The organism is Enterobacter mori LMG 25706 (assembly GCF_000211415.1).
In the GTDB taxonomy this organism is placed as follows: domain Bacteria; phylum Pseudomonadota; class Gammaproteobacteria; order Enterobacterales; family Enterobacteriaceae; genus Enterobacter; species Enterobacter mori.
This window is the reverse complement of the sequence record NZ_GL890776.1, coordinates 450,854-465,665: the sequence shown is the minus strand read 5'-3', so window position 1 is coordinate 465,665 and position 14,812 is coordinate 450,854. Positions and strand designations below refer to the sequence as shown.

15 protein-coding genes are annotated in these 14,812 nt (G+C 55.1%); 6 read left to right on the top strand and 9 right to left on the bottom strand.

What is annotated here, in order from left to right:
- Positions 1-19 precede the first annotated feature (19 nt).
- The gene (ftrA, locus tag ENTMO_RS0112060) at positions 20-1,018 is read left to right on the top strand and encodes a transcriptional regulator FtrA (RefSeq protein WP_029485076.1); all 999 of its coding nucleotides are present in this window, start codon (positions 20-22) and stop codon (positions 1,016-1,018) included.
- A gap of 151 nt (positions 1,019-1,169) precedes the next feature.
- Here the strand turns inward: ftrA and ENTMO_RS0112055 are convergent, their stop codons facing one another.
- Positions 1,170-1,532, bottom strand: a complete 363-nt coding sequence (locus ENTMO_RS0112055; protein ID WP_010431056.1) for a hypothetical protein — start codon at positions 1,530-1,532, stop codon at positions 1,170-1,172.
- A gap of 274 nt (positions 1,533-1,806) precedes the next feature.
- Here ENTMO_RS0112055 and ENTMO_RS0112050 point away from each other — a divergent pair, with 274 nt between their 5' ends.
- A complete protein-coding gene (locus ENTMO_RS0112050; protein ID WP_010431053.1) occupies positions 1,807-2,037 on the top strand; it encodes a DUF2554 family protein in 231 nt (76 codons plus the stop codon).
- Here the strand turns inward: ENTMO_RS0112050 and ENTMO_RS0112045 are convergent, their stop codons facing one another.
- Together ENTMO_RS0112045 and ENTMO_RS0112040 are read right to left on the bottom strand one after the other, a co-directional pair.
- Positions 2,038-4,002 carry a peptidase U32 family protein gene (locus tag ENTMO_RS0112045; RefSeq protein ID WP_010431049.1) on the bottom strand — a complete coding sequence of 655 codons (1,965 nt, stop codon included), beginning with the start codon at positions 4,000-4,002 and terminating at the stop codon, positions 2,038-2,040. It abuts the gene before it with no gap.
- An 80-nt stretch (positions 4,003-4,082) separates the two neighbouring features.
- On the bottom strand, positions 4,083-4,610 hold the full coding sequence (locus ENTMO_RS0112040; protein WP_010431046.1) for a helix-turn-helix domain-containing protein: 528 nt from the start codon (positions 4,608-4,610) through the stop codon (positions 4,083-4,085).
- 94 nt (positions 4,611-4,704) lie between these two features.
- Between ENTMO_RS0112040 and ENTMO_RS0112035 the strand changes: the two genes are divergently transcribed.
- A complete protein-coding gene (locus ENTMO_RS0112035; protein ID WP_010431043.1) occupies positions 4,705-5,871 on the top strand; it encodes a benzoate/H(+) symporter BenE family transporter in 1,167 nt (388 codons plus the stop codon).
- On the opposite strand, the gene ENTMO_RS0112030 is transcribed toward ENTMO_RS0112035, so the two are convergent.
- Positions 5,851-6,723 carry an AraC family transcriptional regulator gene (locus ENTMO_RS0112030; protein WP_010431040.1) on the bottom strand — a complete coding sequence of 291 codons (873 nt, stop codon included), beginning with the start codon at positions 6,721-6,723 and terminating at the stop codon, positions 5,851-5,853. The genes ENTMO_RS0112035 and ENTMO_RS0112030 overlap by 21 nt on opposite strands.
- A 173-nt stretch (positions 6,724-6,896) precedes the next feature.
- Between ENTMO_RS0112030 and ENTMO_RS0112025 the strand changes: the two genes are divergently transcribed.
- The gene (locus tag ENTMO_RS0112025) at positions 6,897-7,793 is read left to right on the top strand and encodes a DMT family transporter (protein WP_010431035.1); all 897 of its coding nucleotides are present in this window, start codon (positions 6,897-6,899) and stop codon (positions 7,791-7,793) included.
- Between the two features lie 32 nt (positions 7,794-7,825).
- Here the strand turns inward: ENTMO_RS0112025 and ENTMO_RS0112020 are convergent, their stop codons facing one another.
- Both ENTMO_RS0112020 and ENTMO_RS0112015 read right to left on the bottom strand, forming a co-directional pair.
- Positions 7,826-8,500 (bottom strand): DUF3313 domain-containing protein, encoded by a 675-nt coding sequence (locus tag ENTMO_RS0112020; RefSeq protein ID WP_010431033.1) that lies wholly within the window; start codon positions 8,498-8,500, stop codon positions 7,826-7,828.
- Between the two features lie 135 nt (positions 8,501-8,635).
- Positions 8,636-10,231 (bottom strand): ABC transporter substrate-binding protein, encoded by a 1,596-nt coding sequence (locus tag ENTMO_RS0112015; RefSeq protein WP_010431030.1) that lies wholly within the window; start codon positions 10,229-10,231, stop codon positions 8,636-8,638.
- 111 nt (positions 10,232-10,342) lie between these two features.
- Between ENTMO_RS0112015 and pepT the strand changes: the two genes are divergently transcribed.
- Positions 10,343-11,572, top strand: a complete 1,230-nt coding sequence (pepT, locus tag ENTMO_RS0112010) for a peptidase T (protein WP_010431027.1) — start codon at positions 10,343-10,345, stop codon at positions 11,570-11,572.
- Here the strand turns inward: pepT and tehB are convergent.
- Together tehB and tehA are read right to left on the bottom strand one after the other, a co-directional pair.
- Complete coding sequence (gene tehB, locus ENTMO_RS0112005; protein WP_010431024.1) at positions 11,569-12,162, bottom strand: tellurite resistance methyltransferase TehB; 594 nt, start codon at positions 12,160-12,162, stop codon at positions 11,569-11,571. The two genes, pepT and tehB, sit on opposite strands and share 4 nt — an antisense overlap.
- Positions 12,162-13,163, bottom strand: coding sequence for a dicarboxylate transporter/tellurite-resistance protein TehA (tehA, locus tag ENTMO_RS0112000; protein ID WP_010431022.1), 1,002 nt, complete (start codon positions 13,161-13,163; stop codon positions 12,162-12,164). The genes tehB and tehA overlap by 1 nt, the downstream gene beginning before the upstream one ends.
- A 122-nt stretch (positions 13,164-13,285) precedes the next feature.
- Here tehA and ydcK point away from each other — a divergent pair, with 122 nt between their 5' ends.
- Complete coding sequence (gene ydcK, locus ENTMO_RS0111995) at positions 13,286-14,266, top strand: YdcK family protein (protein WP_010431020.1); 981 nt, start codon at positions 13,286-13,288, stop codon at positions 14,264-14,266.
- Here the strand turns inward: ydcK and rimL are convergent.
- Complete coding sequence (gene rimL, locus ENTMO_RS0111990) at positions 14,261-14,800, bottom strand: 50S ribosomal protein L7/L12-serine acetyltransferase (RefSeq protein WP_010431017.1); 540 nt, start codon at positions 14,798-14,800, stop codon at positions 14,261-14,263. The two genes, ydcK and rimL, sit on opposite strands and share 6 nt — an antisense overlap.
- Positions 14,801-14,812 lie beyond the last annotated feature (12 nt).

Here is a 14,812-nt window from a genome sequence, read left to right as displayed (position 1 = left end):
CCAGTGAATGCGTCCGCGTATGCCAGAAAACAGCAAAAAGATGACAAACTTAAGACAGGTTTCTCCCGCCAGAGTGGTCGTTCTGGCCTATGACGGTTTGTGTACCTTTGAGTTTGGTGTGGCCGTGGAAATCTTCGGTCTGCCACGCCCGGAAATGGGCGAGAGCTGGTATCGGTTTGCGGTTGCAGGCGTGGATGAAGGCGAGTTACGGGCAACGGGGGGCATCCGTATTTTGGCCGATGGCGATCTGAGCCTGCTTGAGTGTGCAGATTTAATCCTCGTGCCGGGCTGGCGCGGTATTGATGCCGCCGTACCGGACGCGCTTTGTGATGCCTTACGCCGGGCCAGCGCGCGTGGGTGCCAGCTGTTGTCCATCTGTTCAGGGGTCTTTGTACTTGCCGCAACCGGGCTGCTCAATGGGCGCAAAGCCACCACGCACTGGCGCTACATTGAGGCGCTTAAAACCCGTTATCCTGCCATCGACGTGGTTGAAGATGTCCTGTATCAGGACGAAGGCGATATTCTGACCTCTGCGGGCAGCGCTGCGGGAATCGATTTGTGCCTGCACGTGGTGCGTCGGGATTACGGAATGGAAGCGGCAAACCGCGTGGCGCGGCGTCTGGTCATTCCGCCGCATCGGGACGGTTCGCAAACCCAACAGTTGAGCCGTCCAGTTGCCCAGCTACGGGAAAGCCAGCGTCTGGGCCAGCTGTTTGATTTCCTGCATCAGCATCTGGCTCTGGCACACACCGTGGACTCCCTGGCGCGTCGGGTTGGCATGAGTCAGCGCACCTTTCTGCGGCGCTTTCAGGACGCCACCGGGACCACGCCCACGCGCTGGCTGTTGAATGAACGCCTGCTGCGCGCCAAAGATTACCTTGAAAACAGTAAATTAAGCATCGACAGCATCGCTGAACAGACCGGATTTGGCCAGGCCGCTACCCTGAGGCACCATTTCCGGCAGCATTACGCCCTTTCCCCTGCACGGTACCGTAAACAGTTCGCCCGCGCGGGCTGAATACGGGCAAAAAAAAACCGCCATTAGCTGGCGGTAAATGCTTGCATGGATAGATTTGTATTTTGGTATCTACGTTCCCGACATTCCATGCCGGGGTGCGGATCCCGTACAACCTAACACCATCAGACTCAACGAAGGGTAAACAGACCGCTTATCCTGCCTGGGTGTTTATTTGCAGGTAACGCATCAGTCCCTGCTCCGCGCTCTGTTTAGCGTCATCATTAATCGCTTCAAGATAAAAAGAGCGTGATACGCCATAGGGCGCCTTTTCGGAAGGATATACGGCAAACTGGAATGACTTCCCTTTTGCCTGATTGGTGCAATCTAATTCCCAGCGCTGCTCGCTCTTTTGGCTGCTAATACACGCCACACGGCCGTAATCGCTGGTTAAATAGGAGCCCACACGGGATTCGGCCGACTGGATATATTCCGGGGCGCCAGTACGGGTATAGCCTATCCCTGCAACTGCACCAACAGAAACCACCACGAGCGCAATAGGTAATATTTTTTTCATTTAATCAGACTCATTCCTTAGCCAGAGGAATACCATTATATAGGATTATTCTACTTTTTGGTGAGTCGGAGACATATCAAATTTGGCAGGGGTAATGTAATTCAGCATATTCCTAAAATAGGCATGGATAACCTCTTATTGGTTACGGGATATTACCAGATCGCCACCTCACTACAGTTATTGACAAACCCTTTTCGCTACTTTGACTTTGTGAATAATAACACCACGAAATTATTGCCATGATAGCCACGACAGAATCTGCTGCGGTGAAATAATGTTAAGAAAAGGCTTATCGATAATATTACTGACGTGCGCATTATGCTCCGGTCAACTGATGGCCGGGCACAAAGGACATGAATTTCTGTATGTGAAGAGTGTGGAGCATCAGCTTCGGCATGAAGCCGACAGCGATGAGCTGCGTACCGCAGCGGAGGAGTCAGCGGAAGGCTTGCGCGAGCACCACCAGTGGCAGAAATCGCGCAAACCAGACACCCATTTTCGCTAGTTAGCTGCCTTTACGCTTAGGCAGGGTCTTCATCAGTTCATCAGGGCTGACTGACGCCACGACGCTGCCGGGCTGCGGCATCTTAAAAATGTGATTTTTCATTTTACCGATGACGTGCATTTCACACGGGCGGCAGTCGAACTTAAGGGTCAATACCTCGTCGCCGTTCACCAGCTGCATTGGCGTTGCTTTCCAGCTCTTGATATTCCCCTTCGCCTGTTTCGGGCAGAGGTTAAACGCAAAGCGCAGACAATGTTTAGTGATCATCACCGGCACGTCGCCCTTCTCTTCATGCGCTTCATAGGCCGCGTCGATCAGCTGCACGCCGTGGCGGTGATAAAATTCACGCGCTTTGTGGTTGTAGACGTTCGCCAGGAAGGACAAGTGCGTATCCGGATAGACCGGCGCGGGCACCGCTTCGGCTTTACGGCTACCGCGCGGGTAGTTCGCCAGACGTGCTTCATCCAGCATGTCGGCCGTTTCACGGCGGAACTGGTTGAGCAGACTGTTGGGGACAAACAGCGCGTCCGGGAGATTCACGTCGATGTTACGGGCGTAATAAATCGTCTGCCCCAGTTTCGCCACCCCGTCCTTCAGGCTATTCAGCGCTTTTTCCGCGTTGTTTGCCACCTCGAACAGGCCATCGAGCGTATGCGTCACGCTGATGCCGTCTTCGCAGGTCATGGTCAGGATCAGCTGTTCTTCCCAGCCGCCGAGCTCAATATCTACCGCAATGCGACGCTCGCTGGAGGTTTTCAGTAGCGCCTGCTGCCAGTTATGATCAAGGTTACGGTTCAGTGCCGCGTTCGGGCGCGCTTTGTAGAGATCCGCTGGCATCTCGTTTGGCCAGACGCGATAGCGATTTTCGCCGGTTTTTTCTACGGTATTGGCGCGGAAGCCCACGACTTCACGCTTGATCATCACGTTCAGGCCGTCACCGTTCGCCAGCGGCTCCGTCACTTCTACGTCCAGATGATCTTTCGCCACTTTCAGCACCTCGCCAACCGGTAAACCGATAAACTTCGGTGAGTCGAACGCGCCGATATCCCCTTTACGGGCATTAACAAAGTAGTCGGTGCTACCGCGATGGAAGGTTTTATCCGTCGACGGAACAAAGAAATGCTCTGTACGCCCGGCGGAAGCCCGCGCCAGGTCGCCGCGATCGTCGATGATGGCGTCAAGCATCTGGCGATAGTGCGCGGTGATATTCTTCACGTAGCTCATGTCTTTATAGCGCCCTTCAATCTTGAAGGAGCGCACCCCCGCGTCAATCAGCGCGCCAAGGTTAGCGGTCTGATCGTTATCCTTCATGGACAGCAGGTGTTTTTCGAAGGCCACCACGCGCCCCTGATCGTCTTTCAGGGTGTACGGCAAACGGCAGGCCTGCGAGCAATCGCCGCGGTTGGCGCTGCGGCCGGTCTGCGCGTGAGAAATATTGCACTGGCCGGAATAAGCGACGCACAGCGCACCGTGAATAAAGAACTCGATGGTCGCGTCCGTGGCCTGGTGAATATCGCGGATTTGGTTCAGGTTCAGCTCGCGCGCCAGCACGATCTGCGAGAACCCGACGTCAGAGAGGAATTTCGCTTTTTCTACCGTGCGGATGTCGCACTGGGTACTGGCATGCAGTTCAATGGGCGGAATATCCAGCTCAAGAACGCCCATATCCTGAACAATCAGGGCATCCACGCCGGTCTGGTAGAGATCGGTAATCAGACGCTGCGCAGGCTCCAGTTCATCATCATGAAGGATCGTGTTCAGGGTCACGAACACTTTCGCCCCAAAACGGTGGGCGAACGGCACCAGCTCGGCAATATCACTCAGGCTGTTGCTGGCGTTATGGCGGGCACCGAAGCCAGGGCCACCAATGTAGACGGCATCGGCACCGTGAAGGATCGCTTCACGGGCAATGGCGGCGTCACGGGCCGGGCTTAAAAGTTCAAGATGATGGGATTGCAGGCGCATACTTCGTCGTTATCCGTTATGGTCAAAATGGCGGCTATTGTAGTCAGAAGTATGCGTCAGCGAAACAGTTTTGCGTAGCCTCAGCGGGGATAATGAATAAGGGAGTGAAAATGCACCGTCCGGGTGCTGCTGTTGCGGTAGGCGTGCGGTTTATCCCCCGCAAAACGTACCCCGGCGTCAGCGTGGATCGTGCGCCACTCGCCGTCGATGTTCATCTCCAGTTCGCCGCTGATCACCACCACATGTTCAATGACGCCCGCTTCATGCGGCGTGGATTCGCTCAGCGCACCGGGCGCGAGGGTAATCGAAAAATGGTCAAACCTCAGCGTCTCATCCCACGGGAATAACGGTTTCACAACCATCGCCTGCTGCTGGGGATCAAACACGGCCTGCCCGTCCGCCTCTGGTGCGATGAAGGCAGAAAAGGGTACGTTCAGCCCGGTGGCGATTTTCCACAGCGTCGACACCGTCGGGCTGGATTCATTGCGCTCAATTTGGCCCAGCATGGCCTTTGACACGCCCGTCTCTTCTGCCAGCTTCGACAGGCTCCAGCCGCGCGCCTGGCGCTCGTTTTTCAGGGTATGAGCAAGATGTTGTGTAATTTCCATGGTCCCTCCAGATACCCACACAGCATACCACTTGTACGCTATAACGCACAGTGTTACCTTATGCCGGACGCTATAACGCACAACGGAGTATTTTATGCGCCTTTCAACTCATCTCTTTCCTGCCGTCCTTGCCGGGTTTGTTGCTGTACTGGTGGGGTATGCCAGCTCGGCAGCCATCATCTGGCAGGCCGCAGCGGCGGCGGGCGCAAATGCGCATCAGATTGCGGGCTGGATGACCGCGCTGGGCATTGGGATGGGTGTCAGCACCCTTGCGTTATCCTGGTGGTACAAAGCCCCGGTACTCACCGCCTGGTCAACGCCCGGCGCGGCGCTGTTAGCCACCAGCCTCAACGGCGTGACGCTTGCCGAAACCATTGGCATTTTTATCTTTGCCAACGCGCTCATTTTACTGTGCGGCGTGACCGGCCTATTTGCCCGCCTGATGAAGCTCATCCCGCATTCCCTTGCTGCCGCGATGCTGGCAGGCGTGCTGCTGCGGTTTGGCCTGCAGGCGTTCAGCAATCTCGACGGGCATTTTCTGTTGTGCGGGAGCATGCTTGCGGCCTGGCTGATGGCCAAAGCCTTTGCGCCCCGGTACGCCATTGTCGCCACACTGCTGGTGGGTAGCGCAGTAGCATGGGCAGGAGGTGACGTTGTCACAAGCGATATCGCTCTTTCTGTCGTTATGCCGCAATTTATCGCACCGGCGTTTACCTTCACCAGCCTGCTGAGCATCGGCGTGCCCTTCTTCCTGGTCACCATGGCCTCGCAAAACGCGCCGGGGTTCGCCACGATGAAAGCGTCGGGCTATCCGCTGGCGGTCTCACCGCTGATTATCGTGACGGGCGGGCTGGCGCTGCTGTTATCTCCCTTCGGCGTGTTCTCCATCTGCATCGCCGCCATTACCGCCGCCATTTGCCAGAGCCCTGATGCCCATCCGGATGCGGGTAAACGCTGGCTTGCCGCCGCGGCTGCGGGCGCGTTTTATCTCCTGGCGGGTATTTTTGGCGGATCGATCGCGGGATTAATGGCCGCATTACCGCTCAGTTGGATCCAGACGCTTGCCGGTCTGGCGCTGCTCGGCACCATCAGCGGGAGTTTGTATCAGGCATTGAATCACGAGGCGGAACGCGACGCGGCGATTGTCACCTTTCTGATGACCGCCAGCGGGGCAACAATTCTGGGGATTGGCTCTGCCTTCTGGGGGCTGGTGCTGGGTGGCCTCTGTTATGCCGTGTTTTCACGCCGTCGCCGCGCGTAGCTGCGACGGGGTTATCCCCATGATGCTGCGAAAACGGTTGCTGAAGTGGCTGGCGGAGTTAAATCCGCAGGCGAGTGCGATATCCGTAAGCGGTGTATTGGTATGCTGCACCAGCGCTTTGGCTCTCTCCATACGGCGCTGCATAACGTACTGATGCGGAGCCAGCCCCATCGACTGACGAAACATCCTGGCAAAGTGATACTCGCTCAGCGCAGCCTGATCGGCCAGATCGGCCAGCGTCAGCGGCTGGGAGAGATGCTCTTCAATAAATGCCAGCACGTTTCGCAGCACAAACGGCGACAGCCCGCCGGTGACGACCGGCAGCTTCCACTGCACGCTGGCGTAATTCTGGAGCAGATGCGTCAGTAAAAGCGTAGAGGCGGTACTGAGGGCGAGCTGATTCGCTTTTTGCTGCCAGTCGCAGCCAAGCAAAAACTGGCGATAAAGCGCGGTGATTTTCGGATCGCTGCCGAAGATTTTCTCATCCAGCGTCAGCGACAGCGGGCGTTTATCCCAGATTTTTTCGCCAACATCGCGCAGGTGTTCATCGGTACAGTACAGATGAACAAATGACAGGTCATCGCGGATATCCCACGTCGATTCGCTCTCTTTCGGCATCAGGCAGAAACGGTCCGGACCGCCGCCATTCTTCCAGCCGCCCGGCGTTTTTTGGTAGCTTTCGTAACCATCGGCCACGTACAGGCTGAGGGTGTGGTGATTGCTTTTTACGGTGATCGTATCGTGCTTGTTGTACCACGCCGCCAGTTGAATACCGGAATTGAGCGCGACCGTTTCCCGGAGCACTGCATTCTGTTGGCGTAGCGTTTCAAAGGTATCGTAAGCGTGAGACATAGCCGTGAACGGATGGTTGATCAGACCCTCAGTCTAAGAAGTGTTGTCGCGCGATGCCAGCCTTCGCGCAACAAAAAAGCGCAAGAATTTGCAAGTCCAGCGCAAGAGGATGAAAGCAGCCCAGCGCCAGACGGGTCAGACTGTGCTTTTCGCGGTATGAGAAGAGAGAAACAATGAACGCATTGCTCTATGGACTGGTGGTCGTGATATGGGGAACGACCTGGATTGCAATTTTTCTGCAGCAGGGACCGGTCGCGGCCCCGGTGTCGATTTTCTGGCGCTTTGCCGTGGCCACCGCCACGATAATGATCGTCTTACTTGCCCTTCGCCGTTTGCGCAAGATGGCCCTGCGGGATCACCTCTTTTGTCTGCTGCAGGGATGCTGCGTTTTCTGCTTCAATTTCTGGTGCTTTTACGCTGCCGCCGCACACATCAATACCGGCCTGGAGTCGGTGATTTTCTCCATGGCGGTGCTGTATAACGCCATTAACAGCTTTAGTTTCTTCGGACAGCGCCCACCCGCTCGCTTCTGGACGGCCGCCGTGCTGGGCCTGGGGGGGATCATCACCCTCTTCTGGGACGATCTGCTGGGAAGCGGCTGGAGCGCCTCTTTACTGACGGGCATTGGCCTGTCGGCGCTGGGCACCTACGGATTCTCACTGGGTAATATGATCAGCATGCGCCACCAGCGTAACGGTCTGGAGACCATGACCACCAACGCCTGGGCGATGCTCTACGGTACGCTGGTGATGGGCGGTATTGCGCTCGTCAGAGGGGACAATTTTATGCCGGAATGGACGGTAAGCTACATCGGTGCGCTGCTCTATCTGGCCCTGTTTGGCTCGGTAATTGCCTTTGGTGCCTACTTTACGCTGGTCGGACGCATCGGTCCGGGTAAAGCCGCCTACAGCACCCTGCTGTTCCCGCTGGTTGCGCTCTCTATTTCGACGATCTACGAAGGATACGTGTGGCACGTGAATGGGATTGTTGGGCTATTGCTGATTTTGGGCGGAAATATGGTGATGTTTACGAAGCCAGAAACCTGGTACAGACGACTGAGAACGGCATAAAAAAGGCCTGCATCGCTGCAGGCCCTGATTCATTATTTCGCTGTTTTGTGCACATCAAACATGGTGGCATCTGTCGCCATGTCATCCACGACTTGCTTCAGCGTTGCGAAGCCCATTGGCGTATTTTCGTTTGCCAGTTCTTTCCCTTCGCCTTTACGCACCACTTTCATAACGGTTTTGTTCGTTGCCGCATCAATCAATTCACCTTCGAAGAACAGGTGCGTATCCATGGTGCGGTGACCGGTTGCCATCTGCGTACCCGCTACGACCAGCGCGACAGGCACCACTTCATAGAACTGCAGGCCTTCTTTTTGCGAACTCACGCCGGTGATGGCCCCGCGGAAGATCAGGCTGTGTTTGCCCGGCGTCGACACAACAGGTTTACGCTGACCAATTGCCGTTTTCATTTTGGTATTGGTATAGGCCAGAAGCTCATCAAGCGTTTTTTGACCAATCTGAGTCGTCGGTTTTGGCGCCGGATAATAGGTTATCGGCGTCCAGAGAATACTGTCGTAATTGGCTTCGTTATATGAAGGATCAACCCAACGCAGCGTTGGTTTGCCCGTCGCGGACGTCGTTTGCTGCAAGCCTGAATAATCTTTTAAAAAGCCTGAATATTGTTCGGGAGCGGCAACTTTCGATGCACAGCCCGCCAACGCCAACAGACCAGAAAGCACTGCAACTTTAAAAAAAGTGTGAGTACGCATGATGGTATTCCATGTTATCTGCAAGTATGCACTTGAAGTTATAGCAAAAGATGGGGGGATTTGTTGTGGCAAAAAATGATGCAGACAGCACAAATTGCGAAAAGACTGCCCGAACGCGGTCCGGGCAGGACAATATTACGGCTTAATATCCACCTGCCAGAACAGATGCTTACCAAACGGGTCTATTTCGTAGCCAGTCACTTCCTTACGCACCGGTTCAAATATAGTTGAGTGTGCAATCATGACGGCTGGCATCTGGTCATGCATTATCTGCTGCGCCTCTTTGTACAAGGCAATGCGTTTATTCTGATCGGTTATCGATTTTGCCTCGGCAATAATCTTATCAAAGGGTTTGTAGCACCATTTGGCCGAATTCGAACCGCCGTTGGCGGACGTACAGGTAAAGAGCGGGCCAAAGAAGTTATCCGGGTCGCCCGTGGCTGTTGTCCAGCCCATCAGCGCAGCCTGATGTTCGCCCCCTTTCACACGCTTGAGGTATTCCCCCCACTCATAGGTGACAATTTTGGCCTGCACGCCAACCTTCGCCCAGTCGGCCTGAATCATCTCTGCCATGCGTTTCGCATTCGGATTGTAGGGACGCTGCACCGGCATCGCCCACAAGTCGATGCTGACACCGTTAGCAAAACCGGCCTCTTTCAGCAGCGCTTTCGCCTTTTCGGGATCGTAATCGTAATCCTTAAGCTCGCTGTCTGCGCTCCAGACGCCCGGCGGCAGCAGGTTTTTCGCCGCAGTGCCCGTACCGTGGAATACCGCGTCAATAATGGCGGGTTTATTGATCGCCATCGCCAGCGCCTGACGGACTTTCACATTATCCAGCGGCGGCTTTTGCGTATTGAATGCCAGAAAACCGGTATTCAGCCCCGCCTTGCTCATCAACGTGATGTCTTTGTTCGCCTTCATGCGCGGCAGATCGGCCGGGTTCGGGAACGGCATCACCTGACACTCATTTTTTTCGATTTTCGCAAAACGCACGGACGCATCCGGCGTGATGGTGAACACCAGTCGGTCCAGCTTCGATTTACCCTGCCAGTATTCCGGGAACGCCGTGAATAAAATGCGGGAGTCTTTCTGATACTGCGCCAGCCTGAACGGCCCGGTCCCGACAGGATCCATGTCGACCTTCTCCGGCGTACCGGCTTTGAGCATTGCATCGGCATATTCCGCCGAAAGAATCGAAGCAAAATACCACGCCAGATCGGCCACAAACGGCGCTTCCGGGTGAGCCAGCGTAAAGCGCACGGTATGGTCATCCACCTTGTCTATCGCGGTAATCAGGCTGCCAAACTCCAGGCTTTCGAAGTTGGAATAGCTGCCGTTGGAGACGTTATGGTACGGATGATTGACATCCTGCTGACGCATAAACGAGAAAATCACGTCGTCGGCGTTAAAATCCCGCGTCGGCTTGAACGCTTTATTGCTCTGGAATTTCACCCCTTTTCGCAGATGGAAGGTGTAGACCTTGCCGTCCTCGCTCACCTCCCAGCGCTCCGCCAGGCTCGGCACCAGCTCCGTTGTGCCCGGCTTAAAATCGACCAGTCGGTTATATACCGGCACGGCGCTGGCATCCACGCTGGTTCCCGAGGTGTATAACTGAGGATTGAAGTTTTCCGGCGATCCTTCGGAACAATACACCAGCGTTTTCGCCGCCACGGTGGAACTGACCGTCAGCGCAGCAAACGCGAGCGTTAACATTGTGAGTTTGCTTTTCATCATTTATTCCTGTCTTTTTAATTCGACGGCTAATTAATTCTTTTGCCATTCCATAAATAACATTAAAGTGATGTGGCAAACACCTGAAAAATAAATAAGGAATAAATCACTATGGGCTCGCCGCTTTCCAGACAATTAACGCATCGTTTTTTCCGCTATCTCGCTATCACCAGCCAGAGCGATCCCAAAGTCAAAACCCTGCCCTCAACGCCGGGCCAGCATGACATGGCGCGGGAGCTGGCGCAGGAGCTGGCACAGCTGGGGTTAGACGATATTGTGATTGATGAATTCGCCACGGTAACAGCAGTAAAAAAAGGCAACGTGCCCGGTGCACCGCGCATCGGCTTTATTACGCATATTGATACCGTAGACGTGGGCTTATCACCGGATATTCATCCGCAAATATTGACCTTTCATGGTGATGATCTCTGTCTGAATAAAGAGAAAGACATCTGGCTGCGGGTAAAAGAGCATCCTGAAATTCTGGCGTACCCTGGTGAAGAGATTATTTTCAGCGACGGAACCAGCGTATTAGGCGCAGATAATAAATCTGCGGTGACGGTGGTGATGACGGTGTTGGAAAACCTGACGGCGGAACATCAGCATGGCGATATCGTCGTGGCGTTTGTGCCTGACGAAGAGATCGGCCTCAACGGCGCCAAGGCGCTGGACCTTAAGCGCTTCGACGTCGATTTTGCCTGGACCATCGACTGCTGCGAGCTGGGTGAAATTGTTTACGAGAACTTTAACGCAGCCGCCGCTGAGATCCGCTTTACCGGCGTGACGGCGCACCCGATGTCCGCCAAATGCGTGCTGGTGAATCCCCTGCTGATGGCGACTGACTACATTAACCATTTTGACCGCCAGCAAACGCCGGAGTGCACCGAGGGGCGTGAAGGCTATATCTGGTTTAACGGCATTCAGGCCGGTCAGAACGAGGCCGTTCTTAAAGCCAATATCCGGGACTTCGATAAGGACAACTTTGCCGCCCGCAAGCAGCAGATTGCCGACGTAGCCGCACGGATTGCCGCCCAACATCCAACGGCCAGGGGGGACTATCGCATTGAAGACACCTGCAGCAATATCAGCAGTGCGATTGGCGAAGACAGGCGCGCCATCGATCTGATGTTTGAGGCGATGGAATCACTGGGCATCACGCCAAAACCCACGCCGATGCGCGGCGGTACCGACGGCGCAGCGCTCTCTGCTAAAGGGCTGCTCACCCCGAACTTCTTCACCGGCGCGCATAACTTCCACTCGAGGTTCGAGTTTTTACCGCTGTCGTCGTTCGAGGCGTCGTACAACACTGCCCTGCAGATCTGCCTGCTGGCCGCCCGTTAAGCGGGCTTGCGCGCCAGCATAGTGGCAAAGCGCAGCTTGATGCGGTTGCCGTTTTCGTCGGTGCGGTGCAGTTCGCCCACCTCTTCGTTGTATTTGAGCAACTCCCAGCCTTCATAGTAGTTGCTCAGCTCACCGGCTTTAAACGCAAACGGGAAGCCAACGGTGCACGGGTAGTCTGCCGTATCCATGGCGGCAACGATCAGGTTGTAGCCGCCGGGCTTCGTGCAGCGCTGCATATTGGCGATAAGACCAGGGATGGTGTTCGCTTCCAGGAACATCAGCACTACGGTGGAGAGGATAAAATCATACTCACCGTCGAAGCTCAGGTTGTTAAGATCTTTGATCGCAGTCTGCAGCGTCGTAATCCCTTCTGCCGCTTTGATGCGCTCGATGTTATCAATACTCATCGGGTTTTTATCCCAGGCGGTCACCTCAAAGCCGTTGGCGGCCAGGTAAAGGCTATTGCGGCCATTTCCGCAGCCCAGATCCAGCGTTTTACCCGGTTTAACGATCTCCGCGCTGTACAGCACCTCAGAGTGGGTACGGGTTAAACCATATTTCTCTGTGAAGTAATTTTCATCGACAGCCATTATTTTTCCTCAGATTGCATAAGCAGTGCTTTATCAGTGCGCACCAGAAGTTTGCCCTGTATCAGCAGGATAAATGTACGAACCAATAGCATCCCAATGATGAGATTGGTAAAGATAAACAGCGGCACGGCAATGGCATGGAAGAATCCAGACGAACTGCCGTGCCCAAGATGCAGTCCCGTAGTAGCCAGAGCCGACACGCCAAACGAAAAACTCCAGAAGGAGGCGTTAAACGGCTGAGACAAATACCACGGCAGCAGGCGCAGCATAAACAGCAACTGCAACAGGCCGTAGCCGAACAGCATTTTGGCGAAGGTATCGGCTTCCCCATCGTTGACGCTAAACCAGGCGCTACACGCCACCAACGCGGGCGCCAGCTGAATGCCTAAAGAGGTACGCTGCGCGGAGGGAAGCTCTCCGGCGCTGCGAAGACGCTGGAGGATCACCGGCTCCAGGCTGAGCCAGGAAAAGACGCCTGCGCCAAGGAATACAAGCCCTGCGTCGTTGAATCCCAGAGCTCCGCACGCCATTGCGCTGATAAAATTATTCGCCACCGTTGGCAGATATAATCCCGGCGTGGTGGCCTCCTGCGGGTGCGTCCCCCGCCATAGCCCGGCGCTTTGCCAGGCAGCATAGGCAAGCTGCACCACCACGCCCACACCGAACAGCACCAGCGATACCGGGCGGAACCAGGGTACAAAGCCAATGGCAACCAGCATGGTGGTGGCCGGAAAAAGGCTGACGAAGCTGCTCATCACCGGGTGGCGCATCTCTGCCAGCACGCTGCACGGGAAACGGATCGCACGAGTGATAAACGCCGCTGTCAGTAAAAACCAGCATGTAACCGCGAGAGCAACCAGAATCTCACCCGGCCAGCGCGTCACCGGCCACAGAGTGCTGGCGTATCGCCAGGCGAAGCCCATGCCGATGATGCCCAGCACCATGCCAAAATACCCCGCGGGAAGGTTAAGCACCTGTTGGGATTTGTTAAAGTTATTCATTAATTTGATTTTTTAAAATGTATTTTAAATGCCATTTTAAGAGGTTTCCGCTGCGGATGCCAGCACAACGGAAAGCCGAAAGTTTGCTACGTTTAGTGGAGACGCTCACCAGGGATAACATGATGAACAAATACCGCCTTAGCGACGAGACCCGCCTCTGGCAGTGGAAAAACGGCGAGACAACCCACTCAGCCACGCTGCGGCAGATTATCGCCACGGCGGATTTTAATGACGTGACGGCCGGTACAAAAGGCGGCTGGATTGACGATGAGAGTGCCCTCGCGCAGGACGGTGACTGCTGGATCTACGACGAGAACAGCGTGGTATTTGGGGGCGGGACAATATCGGATAACGCCCGTCTTACCCAGCCTTGCGTCGTGAGCCACCGTGCCTGCGTCGGCGGTAACAGCTGGCTGGATAATGCACAGGTGAGCCATGAGGCAAAAATAAGTGACAACGTCACTATTCAGCAATCCACCGTACGGGGCGAATGCCATATTTACGGTGATGCACGCGTGATCCACAACAGCATGGTGATTGCCGCGAAAGGCTTAACGCCCGACCAGGAACAGATCCTCAAAATTTATGACCGGGCCACGGTGAGCGAGTCGCGCATTGTGCATCAGGCGCAAATCTACGGCGACGCGCTGGTCAGCTATGCCTTTATCGAGCATCGAGCCGAAGTCTTCGACAGGGCCATCCTGGAGGGTAACGATCTCAACAACGTCTGGGTCTGTGACTGCGCCAAAGTGTACGGCAACGCGCGTCTTATTGCGGGCTTTGATGACGACGCTATCCCCACCGTGCGCTACAGCTCGCAGGTTGCAGAAAACGCCGTTATCGAAGGTAACTGCGTCATCAAGCATCACGTGCTGATCGGTGGAGAGGCGTGGCTGCGCGGTGGGCCGGTTCTGATTGACGATAAAGTCGTTATTCAGGGGCGCGCGCGCATCAGTGGCGACGTGTTTATCGAACATCGGGTGGAGATTACCGACGATGCGGTGATTGAAGCCTTTATGGGCGAGAACATTCACCTGCGTGGGGAAAAGGCGATCAACGGCGATACGCGCATTACCCGCACGCCACTGCTTGGCGCGCTATAGCGGGAACAGTCTCGCGTAGGTATTTACATCATCATAACGGCCGTTCAGGTATTCGGCCTCCCGCAGACACCCTTCGAGCATAAAACCGTTGCGCAGCGCAACAGCATTGCTGCTGTGGTTATCCACCCGACACTTAATCACAAAGCGACGAACGGTCCCGAGTTCAACATAATGGCGCATAAACGCCTGCAGCGACCGGGAGAGGATGCCCTTTCCCTGATGCGCTTCATCCAGCCAGTAGCCGATATAGCCCGTTTTGTTCACGGGTTCAATGGCGTTGAACGACAGCACACCTGCCAGCGCATCGTCATGAAAAATTAAAAACATTTTGGCGTAGCCGCGCTGGTGCAGCATTTGGTTGCTCTGCACGTTGCGGCGGGTATCCTCTTCGCTGCCCACGTGCTGCGCCCAGTCAAAGGCGGTTTGCAGGAAGTTTTTGTTTTTGATGACGAGGTTGTGCAGGTCGGTGGTGTAACGCTCTTCGACGGATCGCAGTTCGATTTGCTGTGAAACGGGGATGATTTCTGAAGACATGGTGCCTCTCAA